The organism is Shewanella sp. SACH, from assembly GCF_001887095.2.
Classification (GTDB): Bacteria; Pseudomonadota; Gammaproteobacteria; order Enterobacterales; family Shewanellaceae; genus Shewanella; species Shewanella baltica.
The window spans coordinates 212,051-228,241 of record NZ_MPDG02000003.1 but is presented as its reverse complement, the minus strand read 5'-3'; the positions used below and the strand labels follow the sequence as shown (position 1 = coordinate 228,241).

At 47.6% G+C, this 16,191-nt stretch carries 12 protein-coding genes; 8 read left to right on the top strand and 4 right to left on the bottom strand.

The window, feature by feature from the left end:
• Nucleotides 1-71: 71 nt before the first annotated feature.
• Nucleotides 72-1,697, bottom strand: coding sequence for a methyl-accepting chemotaxis protein (locus BM607_RS15135; protein ID WP_071940098.1), 1,626 nt, complete (start codon nt 1,695-1,697; stop codon nt 72-74).
• Between the two features lie 697 nt (nt 1,698-2,394).
• The gene (zapE, locus tag BM607_RS15130; RefSeq protein WP_071940099.1) at nt 2,395-3,720 is read right to left on the bottom strand and encodes a cell division protein ZapE; all 1,326 of its coding nucleotides are present in this window, start codon (nt 3,718-3,720) and stop codon (nt 2,395-2,397) included.
• Nucleotides 3,721-4,001: 281 nt separating this feature from the next.
• Between zapE and BM607_RS15125 the strand changes: the two genes are divergently transcribed.
• The 7 genes from BM607_RS15125 to BM607_RS15095 all read left to right on the top strand — a co-directional run bounded on the left by BM607_RS15125 (nt 4,002) and on the right by BM607_RS15095 (nt 12,055).
• Nucleotides 4,002-4,805: a polymer-forming cytoskeletal protein gene (locus BM607_RS15125; protein ID WP_071940100.1), complete on the top strand. Its 804-nt coding sequence runs from the start codon at nt 4,002-4,004 to the stop codon at nt 4,803-4,805.
• A 592-nt stretch (nt 4,806-5,397) separates the two neighbouring features.
• A complete protein-coding gene (locus BM607_RS15120) occupies nt 5,398-6,678 on the top strand; it encodes a porin (protein WP_071940101.1) in 1,281 nt (426 codons plus the stop codon).
• Between the two features lie 12 nt (nt 6,679-6,690).
• Nucleotides 6,691-7,644 (top strand): tripartite tricarboxylate transporter substrate-binding protein, encoded by a 954-nt coding sequence (locus BM607_RS15115; protein WP_071940102.1) that lies wholly within the window; start codon nt 6,691-6,693, stop codon nt 7,642-7,644.
• A 10-nt stretch (nt 7,645-7,654) separates the two neighbouring features.
• Entirely contained in the window at nt 7,655-8,122 is a 468-nt protein-coding gene (locus BM607_RS15110; protein ID WP_071940103.1) for a tripartite tricarboxylate transporter TctB family protein, read from the top strand.
• A gap of 2 nt (nt 8,123-8,124) precedes the next feature.
• The gene (locus BM607_RS15105) at nt 8,125-9,645 is read left to right on the top strand and encodes a tripartite tricarboxylate transporter permease (RefSeq protein ID WP_071940104.1); all 1,521 of its coding nucleotides are present in this window, start codon (nt 8,125-8,127) and stop codon (nt 9,643-9,645) included.
• 15 nt (nt 9,646-9,660) lie between these two features.
• Complete coding sequence (locus BM607_RS15100; RefSeq protein WP_006085946.1) at nt 9,661-11,274, top strand: sensor histidine kinase; 1,614 nt, start codon at nt 9,661-9,663, stop codon at nt 11,272-11,274.
• A gap of 100 nt (nt 11,275-11,374) precedes the next feature.
• A complete protein-coding gene (locus tag BM607_RS15095) occupies nt 11,375-12,055 on the top strand; it encodes a response regulator (RefSeq protein ID WP_071940105.1) in 681 nt (226 codons plus the stop codon).
• A gap of 38 nt (nt 12,056-12,093) precedes the next feature.
• On the opposite strand, the gene BM607_RS15090 is transcribed toward BM607_RS15095, so the two are convergent.
• Both BM607_RS15090 and BM607_RS15085 read right to left on the bottom strand, forming a co-directional pair.
• A complete protein-coding gene (locus BM607_RS15090; RefSeq protein ID WP_071940106.1) occupies nt 12,094-13,713 on the bottom strand; it encodes an insulinase family protein in 1,620 nt (539 codons plus the stop codon).
• Nucleotides 13,710-15,128, bottom strand: coding sequence for a pitrilysin family protein (locus BM607_RS15085; RefSeq protein WP_071940107.1), 1,419 nt, complete (start codon nt 15,126-15,128; stop codon nt 13,710-13,712). Before BM607_RS15085 ends, BM607_RS15090 begins: the two co-directional genes overlap by 4 nt.
• A gap of 216 nt (nt 15,129-15,344) precedes the next feature.
• On the opposite strand from BM607_RS15085, the gene BM607_RS15080 reads away from it, so the two are divergent.
• Nucleotides 15,345-16,172 carry a M14 family metallocarboxypeptidase gene (locus BM607_RS15080; RefSeq protein WP_006082905.1) on the top strand — a complete coding sequence of 276 codons (828 nt, stop codon included), beginning with the start codon at nt 15,345-15,347 and terminating at the stop codon, nt 16,170-16,172.
• Nucleotides 16,173-16,191: the final 19 nt, after the last annotated feature.

The window sequence follows — 16,191 nt, the reverse complement described above, 5'->3', positions numbered from 1 at the left end:
AAAACGAGATTTGACTTCAAATCGAAAGCGAGACTTTTGACCTTAAATCGAGACGACTTTACTTGGCGACTTTACACCTTAAAGCGCGTCAGTAGGTTGTTCAGTTCAACTGCTAACCTTGATAGTTCATGTGCCGATGCACTGGTTTGCTGCGCTCCCGCGGCGCTTTGGCTGGCGAGATCGCTAATGTTAACAATGTTTTTATCAACCTCACGGGCGACTTTCGCTTGTTCTTCGGCGGCGCTTGCGATGACCATATTACTGTTATTCATCGTACTGATTTGAGCGTTAATCGTGTTTAATGCATCCCCAGCGAGCCTTGCGACAGCGAGTGCTTGCTCTGCCTTTTGGCCACTGTGCTGCATCGATAGCACAGCGGTTTCGGTGCCGTGCTGGATCTTGTTGATCATATCTTCAATTTCACGGGTCGAAGACTGAGTACGGTGGGCTAGCGCGCGCACTTCATCGGCAACGACCGCAAAACCACGGCCAGTATCGCCCGCTCGCGCCGCTTCAATGGCTGCGTTGAGGGCCAGTAAATTCGTTTGCTCGGCAATTGCGCGGATCACATCTAAAACTTTACCAATATCGACAGCTTGCATGGCTAAGGTTTGGACAATTTGTGAACTTTGCGTCACATCCTGATTCATGTCGATAATGGCGGCGACGGTTTGATCTACCTGTTTTTTACCTAATTCAGTATTGCGGGCGGTTTCTTCTGAGGCCTCTGAAGCGAGGACTGCGGTATTAGCGACTTCATCCACCGCCGAACTCATCTCGGTAATTGCGGTTGCAGCCTGTTGTATTTCATCATTTTGTTGCTGTATACCGCGGGAAGCATCTTCAGTCACAGAATTGAGTTCTTCGGCGGCGGAGGCGAGTTGGTTAGAGGAGTTTGCGATGTGGGATAAGGTATCGCGCAGGTTCTGCTGCATCCCTGCTAATGAACGCATCAGCTGACTGGTTTCATCATTGCCATCTGTACGGATTTTCTGCGTTAAATCACCGCTTGCGACCGTCACTGAAATATCTACTGCTTCTTTCATCGGCTGCACAATACTGCGGGTTAAGAGTGTGGCCACGACAAATGCGGCAATCAAGGAGGCTATTATCACTACGCTGTTGAGTAGCTTACTTTCCTCGTAGGCTTGTGCTGTGATCTCGCCCTGTTTGCCTGCATATTCGGTATTTAAGTCGCCAATGCTGATAAGCGTTTTAGTTATTTTATCAGCTTGTAACGTCATCACTTCATCCATTATCCGTTTAGCTTCAGTCGTGTCATTGGCCTGCAACTTACTGATCATTTGATCTTGATTCTGTAAATACAGCTCTAAATTATGACTAAAATCCTGATAGAGGGCTTGCTCACCAGGCAAACTAATTAAAGGCTCGTAGGCCTTTTGATCCGTTTTAATGTTCTCGCGAATTTGCCTTAAGGTTTCGAGCCCTTTGTCACGCTCAGCCGCCGAATCGGCGAGTAATAGACGAAATGTAAATACCCTAGCGCGCATCACGTTAAGATTGATGCTCGATAGCGTGACGAGTGTCGGCAGGGTATTTTTTTCAATTTCTTCTGAGGAGACTCGCATGGATGACATAGTTTGTAATGACATCAGCCCCTGAAGTAACAAGACTAGACCGAGTAAGCCAAACGCAGTAATGAGTCGTGAGCCAATTTTAATTTGTCGTAACCACATAAGCGAATCGTCCCTGTATTTAAATTAGTTCCGTCTAAGGTCGTTCTTAACTGTCTTTGAGCTAATACTTTCGAACTACTGCAGTCGAGCCATAAAGTTCGAGTAAATAAAGTCGAACTTATGCTTCCTAACTTTAAAACTAAGCGTTATTGCGCAGAGTCGGAACTATGAGTCTTTGGTTTAATACACTATAGATTATATTTTTAAAATTTCTTGTCGTAGAGTGTAAATTTAATTGATTAAAACCTATAGGGCGTAAATTAGCATAATTGAAACTAAGTTATACCGTACCTTAAATATCTAGGTTAGCAAACCGTATTGCTGAATTGAGTGGAGTAATGCCTCTGGTTTTATTAAGGTTAGTAGTCTAAATAAAGGAGTGAGCTGTGATTAGTTTTTTGATTTTAAATGGTTAAAGTGAAGTTTTGTGCTGATTTGATAAGGTTTTAGATTGGCAATCTAGGTCTTTAGGCTCATGTGTCATGTCTGTCGTTTTAAAGGTGTTATTCAAGCTTTTGCTATTCTGATTGTATAAGTGACTTCGTAATCCACTGTTCCTTTGGACGTTTTTATTTTTTTGCTAATGATTGTCCAATAATAGTTTGAGCAAAATTTTGGTACTTATTTATTGTCTCTTTTTTTGTCTCTGAAAAGCGATAATTCCTTGTCTCTGCAAAGCGATAAAGAATCAATTTTTTTACGCTAATTCATGTCGGCTCATTTCTATTAATCGGCTGTAGGTGCGGCGGAATTCAAAACTAAGTGCGCCACCTTGGTAGAGTTCGCTCAGTGGCACGTCGCAGCTGAGATAGAGGCTGACATTTTGATCGTATAACTCATCAATTAAGCTGATAAAACGTCGCGCAGGGTCGTCGTTGGCGGCGTAGGAGAGTTTGCGCTCGCCCGTAGTTGCGGCTTGGTTTTCTCCTGTGCCGTCCTCCGTGCCGCGGGCACGGATCCAGCCTTTCACTTCGCCGCCTAATTTGGGAACGCCGCTCACCATTAAGATCTTAAATCGACTGGCGATTTCGATGTAATCGAGTTGGGATCTCGGGCCGTCACACAGGGCATAAAAGTTGAACCAAGCAACAGCGTTGTCTATGGGCTCTAAAGCTGCGCGGATCACTGGGATTTCACGGTTGCAGATGGTGAGGCTAGCATTGCTCATTCTGCTATCACTCATGCTAGAACCGCTAATGCCAGTACTACTAATGCCAGTATCGCTAATGCCAATAGCACTCATACTGAGCGCATTTGGCGTTAACCCATTCACTAGCTTGTCAAAAATCTGCTCAAAATCGAGTGTTCCGGTAATGCCGATATTGCGGGAAATCGAGGTACTCATTTCAGCGCTATCAACGGCAATCTCGTTGTTTAATGCGGCATTGATGGCGTGCATCCTGTGGTCTTGGTTGCCATCGAGATGCAGCATTTGCGTGTGTGTTTGCAGCAGTTGGATACAAGGTAAAAATCTGTGTCTGGCTAAGCCGTTCTCATATAAGCGCTCAATAGGAATATTAGAGGTCGCGACCAGCACCACACCTTGTTCGAATAGGCACTCAAATAGCCCTGCGAGTATCATGGCATCGCCAATGTCTGAGACAAAAAATTCATCGAAACACAGCACCTTGCACTCTTTCGCGAGATTTTTAGCAATCAGGGTTAACGGATCGCGTTTACCCGAATGCTCACGCAGTGCATTGTGTATCCGTGCCATAAAGCGGTGGAAATGCAGTCTTAACTTGCCATCACTCTGCAAACAATCGAAAAACAAATCCATCAGAAAGGTTTTACCCCGACCGACATCACCCCACAGATACAAGCCTTTGATGGATTGTGAATGGGAGAGGCGAGCTGAATAGGATTGTGGCATCAAGTGTTTAAATAACATATCGAGCGCCAACACCGCCTGTTGTTGCGCCGGATCGTCAATTAGATTTTCGCTCACTTTGGCGCGATACACTTCCAGTGGCGTCATCATTGGCGTTATCGATTGCGAGCTAGCGGAGTTTGAATGAGCCATGTCGGGGTCTCGTTGGCGGTTGTTTTAGGTGTTTACTGCAGTCAGTGTGTGCTTTAGCTTTGATTAAGTGCGATATCAGCGCTCGCCTTTTGAGGCATCATGCTACTCATACTTAGGTACTCGGGAGCCATATTGCACTAGCGCAGGGTAACATAGTCGCTGGCGTGACTTAAATCCCGCTCTGAGGCTTAGGTCAAATACTAAACGAAACCAGTGCTTTATTCTCGGGGACTTTTACCTTAACATCTTTGTCACAAAAATAATGATATGGAATGAATCCTATGGCTAGCAAAGGCAATGGCATTACTTTTATCAGTGCACAAACCTCGATTGAGGGTGACATCCAGTTAGAGAGCACGGCATTAATTGCGGGTAAATTGCAGGGCAAGATTGGTTCAGCGGGACAAATTAAGATCGAACTTGGCGGCGAGATCTCCGGTGAAGTCAGCTGTGATGAGTTGCGGGTGTGCGGCGTATTTAGTGGTCGAGTCTGTTGCAATAAGTTGATTATTACCAGTTCTGGTGTGGTTGACGGTGAAGTTGCCAGTCATCAGATGGAGATTTACGAAGGCGGCCAGTTTATTGGTCAGCGGATTAAAGGCCCTGAGCTTGATGCCTTGCCTGACATGCTAAAAGCGATCGAGCCAGCGGCTCAACGCTCGGATGCGCACCTATATGCCAGTGAGAGCGGTTCATTAAGAGGCGATAATCGGGCGATTCGTCCTTGGTTGTATGTTGCTGCGGCAACTGTCGTCATCGCCTTGGGCTTTAGTTTTGGACCCGAGCCATTGCGTGAGTGGTTACCTAATGTGAGTGATAGCACGCTTAACACTGAAGTGTCTCCCGTGACTCAGGAGCTGGATGTTGAAAAGGGTTTCAATCCATTACTCACAGAACAAACGACTGCGCCAGATACCGCGAATGCCGACAATACGGCGGCGGTATCTGCAGATCCGGATCCGCTGGCTTTGTCGCAGGATTCGGCGATGGAAGATTTACAGCAAATGGAACAAGGCCATGCACAGATGGCGCAGGGTGATAATGGCACCGCGCCCACCAGCGAGAATGCAGGCAATAAGCTCTGATTGCTAAGCGAAAGCTCGAATCTATTAGCTTGAATCAATTAGCTCGAATCAATAAGTACTAGCATAATTGGGTCGAGCATTTGGTGTTTTTTGTTCGACCACTGTTACTTGCTCATCGTTGCTAATGCTTGTCACCGAAATCCAGCTCAATCCTACTCAATATCCCTTCAAGTATTGATGCTAGTTCCCTCAGAAGCGCTTAATGGCGCTTTGCTTTTATGGATGGCTTCTATGCTTAATTTAACGTTCTAAGGGTAAATCCGTCCTATTTTTATGCTATTTCACTCATCTGTTAACATTCAGCGTCCGCTAGTATTCCTGTCATATTTTCATTGAGTTATCTCTCATTCTTACCCGTTTTGTGCACTTCAAGCCGTTTCCCTTGAGTTAAGTTCATTTTGTTCATGAACTTTATGATTTTTAGTCACCTTAAGTCCCTTAATGAAGATTAAGTGCGTTAAATATCTTTAACGAAATGTTAACGATACATTTCCTCCTCTGGACGAGGAAGTAGTCCGTCACAGACCTGACACAATTCTAATAACACAGGCATTCCCACAGGGAATGGCAGACTGCAATACAGGAGGCATTGATGCCTAGATTGACCTTACTTGCCGCGGCAACCGCTGTGGCTTTTACTGGTTTTGCGAATGCGCAAGACTTAACGCCTCAAGAGCTTCAAGCACAACTCACCCAATTGACTCAAGAAGTTAACCAGCTAAAACAACAGCAGGCAGCGAATGCCACTGCGACTCCATCTAAGCCTAGCGCGCCAGCTTTTGAGATAGGTGGTCGCATTCAACTCGATTACAACCTCTTCAATGGTGCCTATAACGCCGAACATAACGGCAGTAGCGCGCAGGATATTTTCCCTCGCCGAGTCCGTACCTTTGTTGAAGGCGAATTACAGGATTGGGATTACAAGCTACTGCTTGAATTTGCTGAAAATACCGCTGAAATCGTCATGGCTCGGATGCGTTATTCGGGTTTTGAGAATGGCCCTAAACTGCAATTTGGTAAGTTGCGTGAGGATATCAGCCTTGATGCGCTCACCAGCAGTAATCACATTGCGCTGATTGAACGTTCTAGCCTCGCCGATACTATGTCGCCGTACTTCCGCTGGGGTGTTTCTGCCTATCAATATTTCCCCAGCACAGGTTTACGTTACGCTTTGGGTGTTTATAAAAACGATGCCTTTGGTAGCGATGGCAAAGATGAAACCGATGATTTGAACTATGCCCTGAGCTCGCGAGTGACTTGGTCACAGGCCAAAGAACCGGGCCGAGTGCTGCATGCTGGCTTGTGGTACTCAGCGCGTCAAATGGGCGGCGATGACTTGTCAGCCAGCTTTGCTCGCGGCGAACTGCGCGAGACTAATACTCGCCTGATTAACTATGTTGCGGGTGGTGAAACCGCAGCGATTGATCGGCTAAACCAAGCGGGTTTAGAGCTGGCATTTCAACATAAGGCTTTGTTACTACAAGGCGAATACGCTCAGCGTAATTTAACGACTCAAGATCCTCAGTCAGTGCTCGATGGTGAGCGTTATCAGGCGTATTACCTGCAGGCGAGTTATTTCTTAACGGGCGAACAGCGCAGCTATTCCAAGGGCAGCGCGGTGTTTTCCCAGCCTAAGGGCGTAACCGATGCATGGGAATTGGCGGCACGTTTTTCTAGCGTGGATGCAAGCTCCGACTTCCAAGGTACTAAAGCTCAGACCTATACCTTAGGCGTGTCTTACTACTTTAATCCAAAAATCAAAGTGATGGCTAACTACATCCATTCTTCCGTCGATGGCGCTGGCACGATTGCCTTAGTCGGCAATGAAGATGTGGGTGATGCCTTTACTGCCCGTTTGCAATACGTGTTTTAGGAGTAATGAATCATGTTGAAAATGAAATCTTTAGTCATGAGTGCGCTGTTACTTGGTGCCTCTGGCATGGCGAGTGCTGATATCCACTTTATCATTCCTGGCGGTCCAGGCGGTGGTTGGGATACCACGGCTCGCGGCGTCGGTGAAGCCTTAGTGAAGTCGAAAATTGATGGTAATGCCTCTTTTGAGAACCTCTCGGGCGGCGGTGGCGGTCGTGCGATTGCCTCTATGATCAAATCGAAAAACAAACAGGGTGATATTTTACTGGTTAACTCGACTCCGATTGTGCTCCGTGCACTTTCTGGGCAAATCCCGTTTAGTTATCGTGATTTAACGCCGGTTGCTGGCATAGTCGCCGATTACGGTGCCTTTGTGGTGCGTAACGATTCACCGTTGAAAAACTGGGACGATGTGTTGGCGGCCTTTAAGGCGGATCCACAAAGATTCAATATCGCTGGCGGCTCAGCGCGCGGCAGTATGGATCACTTAGTTGCGGCGCAAGCGATTGCGGCGGCGGGCTTAGATGGCGGTCGTTTACGTTATGTTCCATACGATGCGGGTGGTCAAGCTAAGGCTGGCTTACTCTCGGGCGAAGTCGATTTACTGTCGACGGGATTCAGTGAAGCGTTAGAAATTGCAGGCAGTGGTCAAGGGCGGATCCTTGCTATGACTGCACCTGAAATCGTTGCCGAGCATCCAGAGGTTCCGACGATTAAATCTCTCGGTTATGACATGACGTTTACTAACTGGCGCGGTTTTTTTGCGGCACCTGATACGCCTAAAGCCAAAGTTGATGAGTATGTGGCCAAGTTTGCGGCGCTGATTAAGACGCCTGAATGGGAACAAGTGCGTGCCCGTAATGGGTGGATCAATCTGTTTGAACCCCAAGCCGAATTCATTAAGTCATTGGAAGCACAGGAGCAGCAGCTTAAAGCCACTATGTTGCAACTGGGCTTTATTAAGTAAGGAGTGACAGATGTTGAATCGTGATCTGATTGGTTCCTTGCTATTTGTCGCCGTGTTTACCGGATATGGCGTGCTGGCATTGCAAATTCCCTTATTGCCGTTTGAAGAATTTGAAGTCGTGACGTCTTCCACTATGCCGAAGATTTATGCTGCCATGGGGCTGATGTTTAGTCTGTTCTCTCTGGTTGCTGTCTTGCTGAAAGGAAACACGGTTCAACAGCGGGGGGCGCTGCTGACTAAAGCCGCCTTACAACAAACCGCGGCGCTGATTGTGCTGATGGTCTTGTATGCCGCCGGACTCGAACCGTTGGGGTTTGTTGTCGCTACTTTATTGTTTTTGGTCGCTGGATTTTGGTTGATGGGAGAGCGCCGCTTTAAGATTTTGCTGCTCGCCTCTGTGCCCGTGGTGTTGGTGTTCTGGGTGTTGATGACGCAAGTCTTAGGTATCTACTTGGCCTCAGGTTCTCTTTGGAGTTAACTATGTTCGATGCAATGTTTATTGGTCTATCGACCGCGTTTGAATTGCAAAACCTCATGTATGTGGTCTTAGGCTGCTTGGTTGGCACAGTGATCGGTATGCTGCCGGGATTAGGGCCGATCACAGCGATCGCTCTGATGATCCCTGTGACTTACAGCATTGGCCCCAGTTCAGGCATGATCCTAATGGCGGGCGTGTACTACGGCGCTATTTTTGGTGGGTCGACTTCGTCAATTCTGATCAACGCCCCGGGCGTGGCAGGAACGGTTGCGACGTCATTCGATGGTTATCCGATGGCGCAAAAAGGCATGGCAGGTAAAGCATTAGCGATTGCGGCCTATGCTTCGTTTACCGGCGGCACTATCGGCGCCATCATGTTGATGGTCGCGGCGCCATTATTAGCGCAAGTATCACTGAGCTTTCAATCGGGCGATTATGTGGTCTTGATGTTCCTCGGTTTGACGGCCATTGCAGCGTTTTCGAATCGTGGCGATTTCCTCAAGGCCATGATGATGACTCACTTAGGTTTGTTGCTCTCGTCAGTGGGGATCGATCCTTTCTCGGGGATGGAACGCTTCACCTTCGGTCAGCCAGATTTACTCGATGGCATCAGTTTTCTGTTAATCGCCATGGCGACTTTTGCCCTGTCGGAAGCGTTAATGAATGTGATTAAGCCGCCGAAGTCGACCGAAAACATCAACTTTTCAGCGCAGCCTATTGGTAGCACTCGCTTAACCAAAGAGGAAGTGAAAGAGATAGCGCCTGTGATTGGTCGTTCGTCGATTTTCGGTTTCTTGATTGGGGTATTACCGGGCGCAGGCGCAACCATTGCCAGCTTTATGGCCTACGGCACTGAGCGTAATTTATCCCGCGGCGCGAAACGCGAGGAGTTTGGTAAGGGCTCGATTCGCGGTGTTGCGGCGCCTGAGTCGGCTAACAATGCGGCCTGTACTGGCTCATTTGTCCCGTTATTGACCTTAGGTATTCCGGGGTCTGGTACCACGGCTATCATGCTTGGTGCATTGATCGCTTATGGTATTCAACCTGGCCCTATGTTGATGCAAGAGCGTCCAGACGTGTTTTGGTCTGTGATTATCTCTATGTATTTCGGCAATATTATTCTGCTGGTGCTGAATTTACCGCTGATCCCTTATTTTGCCAAAGTGCTGGCTTTGCCTAAGTCGATTTTGACTGTGATGATTTTGTTCTTCAGTTTGATTGGGGTGTATTTGGTCTCGTTTAACACCTTCGATCTGTTCTTGATGATAGGTTTTGCGATTGTCGCTGTCGTGCTACGTTTGCTGGCATTCCCAATGGCGCCGCTGCTACTGGGCTTCATCCTCGGTGATATGATTGAGCGTAACTTCCGCCGTGCTATGATCGCCTCCGATGGTTCTTTGAGCTTCCTGTGGGAACGCCCGCTAACACTGACTATCTTGATTGTGGCGATCGCTATGCTGGCTGTGCCATTGATCGGTTTTATTCGTAGTCATCGTAGTGATAAATTGGCGAAAGCCTCTTAATGTAAAGGTACGCTAATGAGACGCCCTAAGCGCTTAGAAACGTGGTTAATCAGTGGGGTGACTTGCCTGAGTTTGTTGCTGTGCGCCTTATTTGGCGGCATCAGCTATCAAATTTTGAGTCGCAGTATTACTGAGCAATCGGGCGCTAAGGCATTAGGGCTGGCCCATGCGGTCGCGACACGGACCGATGTGATTACGGCTTTGCAGACTGGGCATTCGAGCCCACAATTGCTGGCCGCGATAGAAGGAATACGTCTAGCATCTAAGGCCGATTTTATCGTGGTGGGCGATACTCATAAATACCGTATCGTGCACCCAGATTCAGATAAAATTGGCAAGAAGATGGAGGGCGGTGACAGCCAAGCGGCATTAGAAGGGGAGTCTTATATCTCCGAGGCGCAGGGCAGTTTAGGTCGTTCTATTCGCGGTAAAGTGCCAGTGCTGGACGAGCAAGGTCAAATTATCGGCTTGGTTTCCGTGGGCTTTTTGAGTCAGTCCGTGGGCGCGTTAATCGATAAGCGTATTCCTGAAATCATCATGACAGTCCTAGGAGTGTTATTGATGGGCGTGCTGGTGGCTTTTTGGATGGGGCGGCAAGTACGGGAAATGTTGTTCGGCTTGCAACCTGCGGAAATTGGCCGTTTATTCGTCGAGCAGGACGCGATTCTTAACACAGTGCGAATGGGTGTGGTGGCATTGGATGCCGATGGTCGTATCCGCAAGTTGAATCAAAGGGCGCGGGAGATCTTAGCCTTATCTCCGACCTGCCAACCTAATACTCTGATGTTGAGTGATTTATTGCCGCAGCACGCCGATTTTCTACTGACGAACCAAAACAAAACCATCAGGGGATTCGAGTTATTTGCCAATGAGCAATGGCTGGTGATGTCGCGGGTGCCGTTTCAGGTACGGGATCAAAATGATGGCTTACTACTGACGATGCGCCCCGCCGATGAAATTGAGCGCTTGAGCCAACAACTGGCAAAAGTACAAGAGTTTGCCGAAATGCTCAGAGTGCAAACCCATGATTACTCGAATAAACTCCATACCCTAGGCGCATTATTACAGCTCAAAGCCTACGACAAAGCGGTCGAATTTATTGGCCAAGAAAGCCAAGGTTGGCAGGCTCAAATCCATTTATTACTGTCGCAAATCCATGAGCCGACGATCGCGGGATTACTCTTGGGTAAGTATCACAAGGCGAAAGAGCTCAATATTGAGTTTCAAATCAGCCCTGATAGTCAACTCAGTGATGTGCAAGACGCTATTATGCTTGAGCGGATGGTGTCGATTATGGGCAACCTTATCGATAATGCCATTGAGGCTGTGCACAGGGCGAACAATCATAAGCCCCGCCGCGTGGTCGTAACTTTAGATGAAACTGCCTCTAACCTGATTTTTGATGTGGAAGACAGTGGCGATGGGATTTCTAAAACCGAGTACAGCACGATATTCGATCCAGATTACAGCTCTAAGCAGGGGGCGCAGCATGGTGTGGGCATGTATATCGTTAATACTTACCTGTGTGCCTGCCATGGCAGCTTAGAGTTTGCCGACTCAGATTTAGGTGGCGCGCGTTTTTCTGTGTATATTCCCACTAAACCTTTACCTGAAGTAGGTACCGTTTAATGCATACCGTCATGATTGTTGCGGACCAAGTTGTGTGTGTTGCTGAGTTAACCGCACCGTATTTGTTTCCTGAACTTCTGCCTGAAGTAGGTACTGTTTAATGCATACAGTGATCATCGTCGAGGATGAAGTCGAAGTCGCCCATTTGGTTGCGCAATATTTGTTCTCGACTAATCGTTATAAAGTGATTGGCATGGCTAGCGATATCAGTACTGCGCGATCTTTGTTGGGCGCCATCACGCCGGACCTCTTACTGTTAGATGTGTATTTACCCGACGGTAATGGTTTGAATTTACTGGCAGAATTACGCAGCCAAGGGATCCGTAGCGAAGTGGTATTGCTCACTGCAGCCAAAGAAGTGCAGATTTTAGAAAAAGCCATGCAGCTCGGCGTGTTCGATTTTCTGGTAAAACCTGTACTCTTGAGTCGGTTAGACCAAGCCTTGAGTCGATTCGAGAGCCGCCAGCTCAAACTTTCTGCCACCGAAGAGCTGACTCAATCCGTGGTCGATGCCTTTATGGAAGTGCCGACAGGGACGACCAAGGCTGCTGCTCGTTTGCCAAAGGGGGTCGATCAATTGACCCTACAGAAAATCCGTGAAGTGTTTGATACTAAGCCACAAGATAAACTCACAGCGCAAATGGTGGGTGAGAAGCTAGGCGTTAGCCGTTCTACCGCGCGGCGTTATTTAGAGTTTTTGTTGGAATGTAACGAGTTAGCGGCGGATCAGAGTTATGGTTCCATCGGTCGCCCCGAACGTTGCTATCACAGAGTGCGCTAGTCTTACTATTCAGCTTTTAGCTTTTCTATCTTAAGAATTTAGTCCACCTTGACCCTTTCAAGCTGCCACTCTGGCAGCTTAGAGGTTAAGTCTGGGATTATTCTATCGATATCGCCCCGCAAGATAATCAATGGCTCACCGCTAAACGCCCCGTTGGCTAACTGCTGCAGCCTTTTTGGCGTTAGCGCCTGCAACTCTGCATTCAGCTTTTGCACATCAACTTGAGTTAATCCTGTCGCAAGTTGTTGGAGATATTGGTTTTCACGCTGAATGCTGTTGTCTTGGCTGAGTAAATCCTCACCTATCAAATAGGTTTTAAGTGCATTGATTTCGCCTTGGCTGGCACTTTGGGTTTTAACGAGCGCGAGGTGATCAAGTATGCCCACCACAAACGCGCCCGTATGTTCTATGGCTGTACTGCCGTAAAACTTGATGCTGCTGGACAGCGGCGCATTGGCACACTGGCCGTAAATGCCATAGGTGAGACCGCGTTTTTCCCGCAAATCATAATAGAGTCTACCCGAAAAACTGCGCCCCATCAGCGCGGATAAACTGCGACAGCTTAAGGTGACTTCCTGTGAACTGAGTTGATTCGTCTCGGACATATCGCCTAATTCACTATCAACGGTATGACCTATGGCATGATTTATGGAATGGTCTATGCGATAGTCTATGCGATAGCCTAGGCGGACTTGGGTCTGCACACTGCCCGGCGCATCGATAAGGAAAATCTTCTTGGTTTGCTTAGGTGTGGTTGTTTCTAGCTTATCTGCTTGCGGTGACGACTTAGGAAAGGATGTCGTCAACAGAGGCCACAGTTTTATGCTGGCTTGAAGATCAAATTCGGCGTTTTTAGCCTGCATATTGGGTAGAAACAGATGCCATTGTGCTTGCGATGCCGCCTGCTGCTGGATCTGTTGCAGCTGCTTTAGGCTGAGCGTATCGAACAGTGCATCATTATTGAGTACTTTATTGTAGGGATGTTCAGGTCCGAGCAGTTTTTCGCGCCACTGTTTATCTATCTCGGCGCCACTAAAGGCATTTAAGTGCTTATTGAGCTTGAGTTGGCGGCGAATATTATCAATATCGACGGGAGCGGTTGTCGCATCAATAAAGGTATTGGGCTGCCAAAATTGCACTAGCAAACCGTAGATATGATTAACATCGTCAGGGCAGGTGAGGCTTAGATTTATGCTATGTAAGCTAACGCGAATACTGAAGGTCTCAAGGCAGGGATCTGCGAGGCTAATCGCCAGTGCGCGGGCTTTCTCTTGCAAGGCAATCTGTAAAATATCGGGATTATTGAAGGGAGTCTGCGGACTTATCACCGCTAAACTGACCCTGTTGCTTAGACTGTTACTGCTTAGATCATAAGTGCTTTGCACTGAAGCAAGTCTATGTAACTGATAGGGTAAATCCAACTCGGTATGAACTTCATCGCTAAACATTGGATCCGTTGCGGGGATGATGACACCGCTTTCGGGTAAATGATTGTCTAGTGGATAGGGTATTTCAAAGCTGGCTAAGCTTGGCGGTTCAGTCGGCGTAAAGACTATTTGTGTTTGCTGGCAGGCGCTCAGTAATAACGCCACAACGCAGCACATTAAGCCTTGTAGTTGTTTAGGTCGTCCATGAGCTACAGGAGTTAGATTCATCATAATACCGCATCCTCTAGGCTGTTACTCATATCACTAGGTAGCCATTCCAGCAGTGTTTTTCCCCAGCGAATATACCAAGGTGGCAGTAGGTCGACCCGTACATAGTTTTGAGTAAAATACTGCGCTGCAACTCTTTGGATATCGCCTGCCGTGACTGCGTTAATCCGCTGCCACTGTGCGCTAAAGGGATGGTCTTTATCTTGAACTGAGGTCGCCGAAAGCTGCGTGGCTAGTGCTTGGGTGTCACTGAGTTGTTGTAATCGATTGTTTAACCACACTTGTTTAAGTGCGCACAGGCTGGTTTCATCCAGAGTCTCTTGCTGTGTTTGTGCGACAAGTCCCAGCACTTTTTCCACTAAGGCATCGAGTGAAGTGCGAGCTCGCGGAACCAAGACAATATTGGCAATCCCATGATTTTCTAACTCAAAGGGCAGGGAATAACTGAGCATTTGCGCAGGATTATGCTGGCTCATTCTAGTAATTGCACTGGCGGTATTTTGAAATAAATAGCCTTCGAGCAGTTGAATCGCTGCCGCATCGGGATGATCTTTACCTACGGTATGCCAAGCGAGCAGTAATCCAGGCCAAGGTCCGCGCTCATCGACTAACTCAGCATGCACTTGTTTAGGCTGGATGTTCAGCTCAGTGAATCTAGGCTCTGTCGTCGCAGGTTTAGGCCAAGTCGCAAAATCTTGCTCGATCCATTGCAGGGTTTGTGGACTTAACTTACCGACAAGGGAAAGCTGCATCGCGTCGGGGCGATAATAAGCACGGTGAAAAGCGGTTAGGCTTTCAGGTGTGGCTTGCAAGATATCTTCACGACTACCAATAATACCGTGGCCGTAGGGCGTGCCTTGCACTTGGTCGAGTAAGAACGCCATCGCGCTGCGGACATAGGGCTGATTATCTATGGTTTGGGCCATTTCCTGCAGTACGGTTTCCTGCTGATTTTTAACGGTTGTGGCATTAAGGCTTGGACGGATAAAGCGGTCGGCTTCGAGATACAGCCCCAGTTCTAATGCTGGGCTTGGCAGCGTCACATAGTAATTGGTGTAGTCAAAATGTGTGCTGGCATTAAAACGTGCACCTAAGGCACTGAGCTGCTGGGCATAGGTATCGCTGGGGGCATTTTCGCTGCCCTTAAATAACATGTGCTCAAACAGATGGGCATAACCGCTCTGACCTTGGGCTTCGTTGCGGGCGCCTAAATTAAATTGGCTGGCGATTGTAACTGTCTGTTTATCAGCCATGGGCAGTAAGCGCACCGTCAGGCCATTTTCGAGAGTGTAGGTTTTTAGGTTCGCTTCGAGCGCGTATAAGGCTTGTGCATCCTGCTCGGCGCGACATTGTGCCAGCAGCGAATTGCTAAAAGCACTGGTCGCAAGGGCGATAAAAAAGACGATGTGAGTTCTCATAAGTGCATCCTGCCGAGCATATTTTTGAATTCGTTAAATAACTCATCGAAGCTGAATGCCGTTACCAAGTGGCGATTAACCCATCAACAGGTATCGATACCGATTGCGATGTTGTTAGCAACTGCTCGGATTTCATCGAAATCAGTTGAATAGCATTCAGTTTTTAAAAAGAACTGCTATGATGGCACAGTTCTTTTTCTGGCATAAGTACAAGATATGGTAAGCAGATCCCCGTTCGAATCCTTTCAGTGGAAAAGCGATATTTTTAACTGTGAAAGCACTGATATTGATAATTTTTATCTGCTGCTTGAGCAGGAAATGACCCGTTTGGGCATGGTTGAGAAGAATTTGGGTGAAGTCGGTAAATACAAGGTTAGCTTGTATCAGTCTCCCGCCGCTAAGTCAGGCTTACCTTCTTTATTGATCAGCGCAGGATTTCATGGCGAAGAATCTGCAGGCCCTTGGGGTTTGCTGCATTTTTTGAGTGAAGCGTCAGCAGACCTATTTGAACGGGTGAACTTGAGTTTATTGCCCCTCGTTAATCCAACCGGATTCAGCCGCGGCCATAGATTTAACAAATACGGTGAAAATCCAAATCGCGGTTTTGTATTTGAGAATGGTAAACCTAAAGCCAACGAACATACGTCGGTGGAAGGTAAGTTGTTGTTAGATCATGCGCAGTTACTGATTGCCGCTTGCCGTGACGGTATTTTAACTTGCCACGAAGATGTCTTGAGCCGTGAAGCCTATGTGTATTCTTTTGAGCCAAGCCAAGTGCCAGGACGCTTTAGCCTAGATTTGCGCGATACCTTAGGCGGTTATTTCCCGATTGCTGTGGATGGCGAGATTGATGCGTGTCCTGTGAAGGATGGCTTGATCTTCAATCACTTCGATACGTCGTTTGAAGCGTGTTTAGTGCGAAGTGGTGCCCGTGTCGGTGCTTGTACCGAAACGCCAGCGCTGCAAAACTTCGACCAACGCGTATTGGCAAACAGTGCTGCTATGACTCACTTCTTAGCCCTATGTGCACCTTTATGTGATTGATCTTGTTATTCTATTAGGT

Bases quoted from the DNA above. Each gene is read 5' to 3' on its own strand.
- BM607_RS15135 (WP_071940098.1), bottom strand. From the start codon at position 1,697: ATGTGGTTACGACAAATTAAAATTGGCTCACGACTCATTACTGCGTTT.
- zapE (WP_071940099.1), bottom strand. From the start codon at position 3,720: ATGGCTCATTCAAACTCCGCTAGCTCGCAATCGATAACGCCAATGATG.
- BM607_RS15125 (WP_071940100.1), top strand. From the start codon at position 4,002: ATGGCTAGCAAAGGCAATGGCATTACTTTTATCAGTGCACAAACCTCG.
- BM607_RS15120 (WP_071940101.1), top strand. From the start codon at position 5,398: ATGCCTAGATTGACCTTACTTGCCGCGGCAACCGCTGTGGCTTTTACT.
- BM607_RS15115 (WP_071940102.1), top strand. From the start codon at position 6,691: ATGTTGAAAATGAAATCTTTAGTCATGAGTGCGCTGTTACTTGGTGCC.
- BM607_RS15110 (WP_071940103.1), top strand. From the start codon at position 7,655: ATGTTGAATCGTGATCTGATTGGTTCCTTGCTATTTGTCGCCGTGTTT.
- BM607_RS15105 (WP_071940104.1), top strand. From the start codon at position 8,125: ATGTTCGATGCAATGTTTATTGGTCTATCGACCGCGTTTGAATTGCAA.
- BM607_RS15100 (WP_006085946.1), top strand. From the start codon at position 9,661: ATGAGACGCCCTAAGCGCTTAGAAACGTGGTTAATCAGTGGGGTGACT.
- BM607_RS15095 (WP_071940105.1), top strand. From the start codon at position 11,375: ATGCATACAGTGATCATCGTCGAGGATGAAGTCGAAGTCGCCCATTTG.
- BM607_RS15090 (WP_071940106.1), bottom strand. From the start codon at position 13,713: ATGATGAATCTAACTCCTGTAGCTCATGGACGACCTAAACAACTACAA.
- BM607_RS15085 (WP_071940107.1), bottom strand. From the start codon at position 15,128: ATGAGAACTCACATCGTCTTTTTTATCGCCCTTGCGACCAGTGCTTTT.
- BM607_RS15080 (WP_006082905.1), top strand. From the start codon at position 15,345: ATGGTAAGCAGATCCCCGTTCGAATCCTTTCAGTGGAAAAGCGATATT.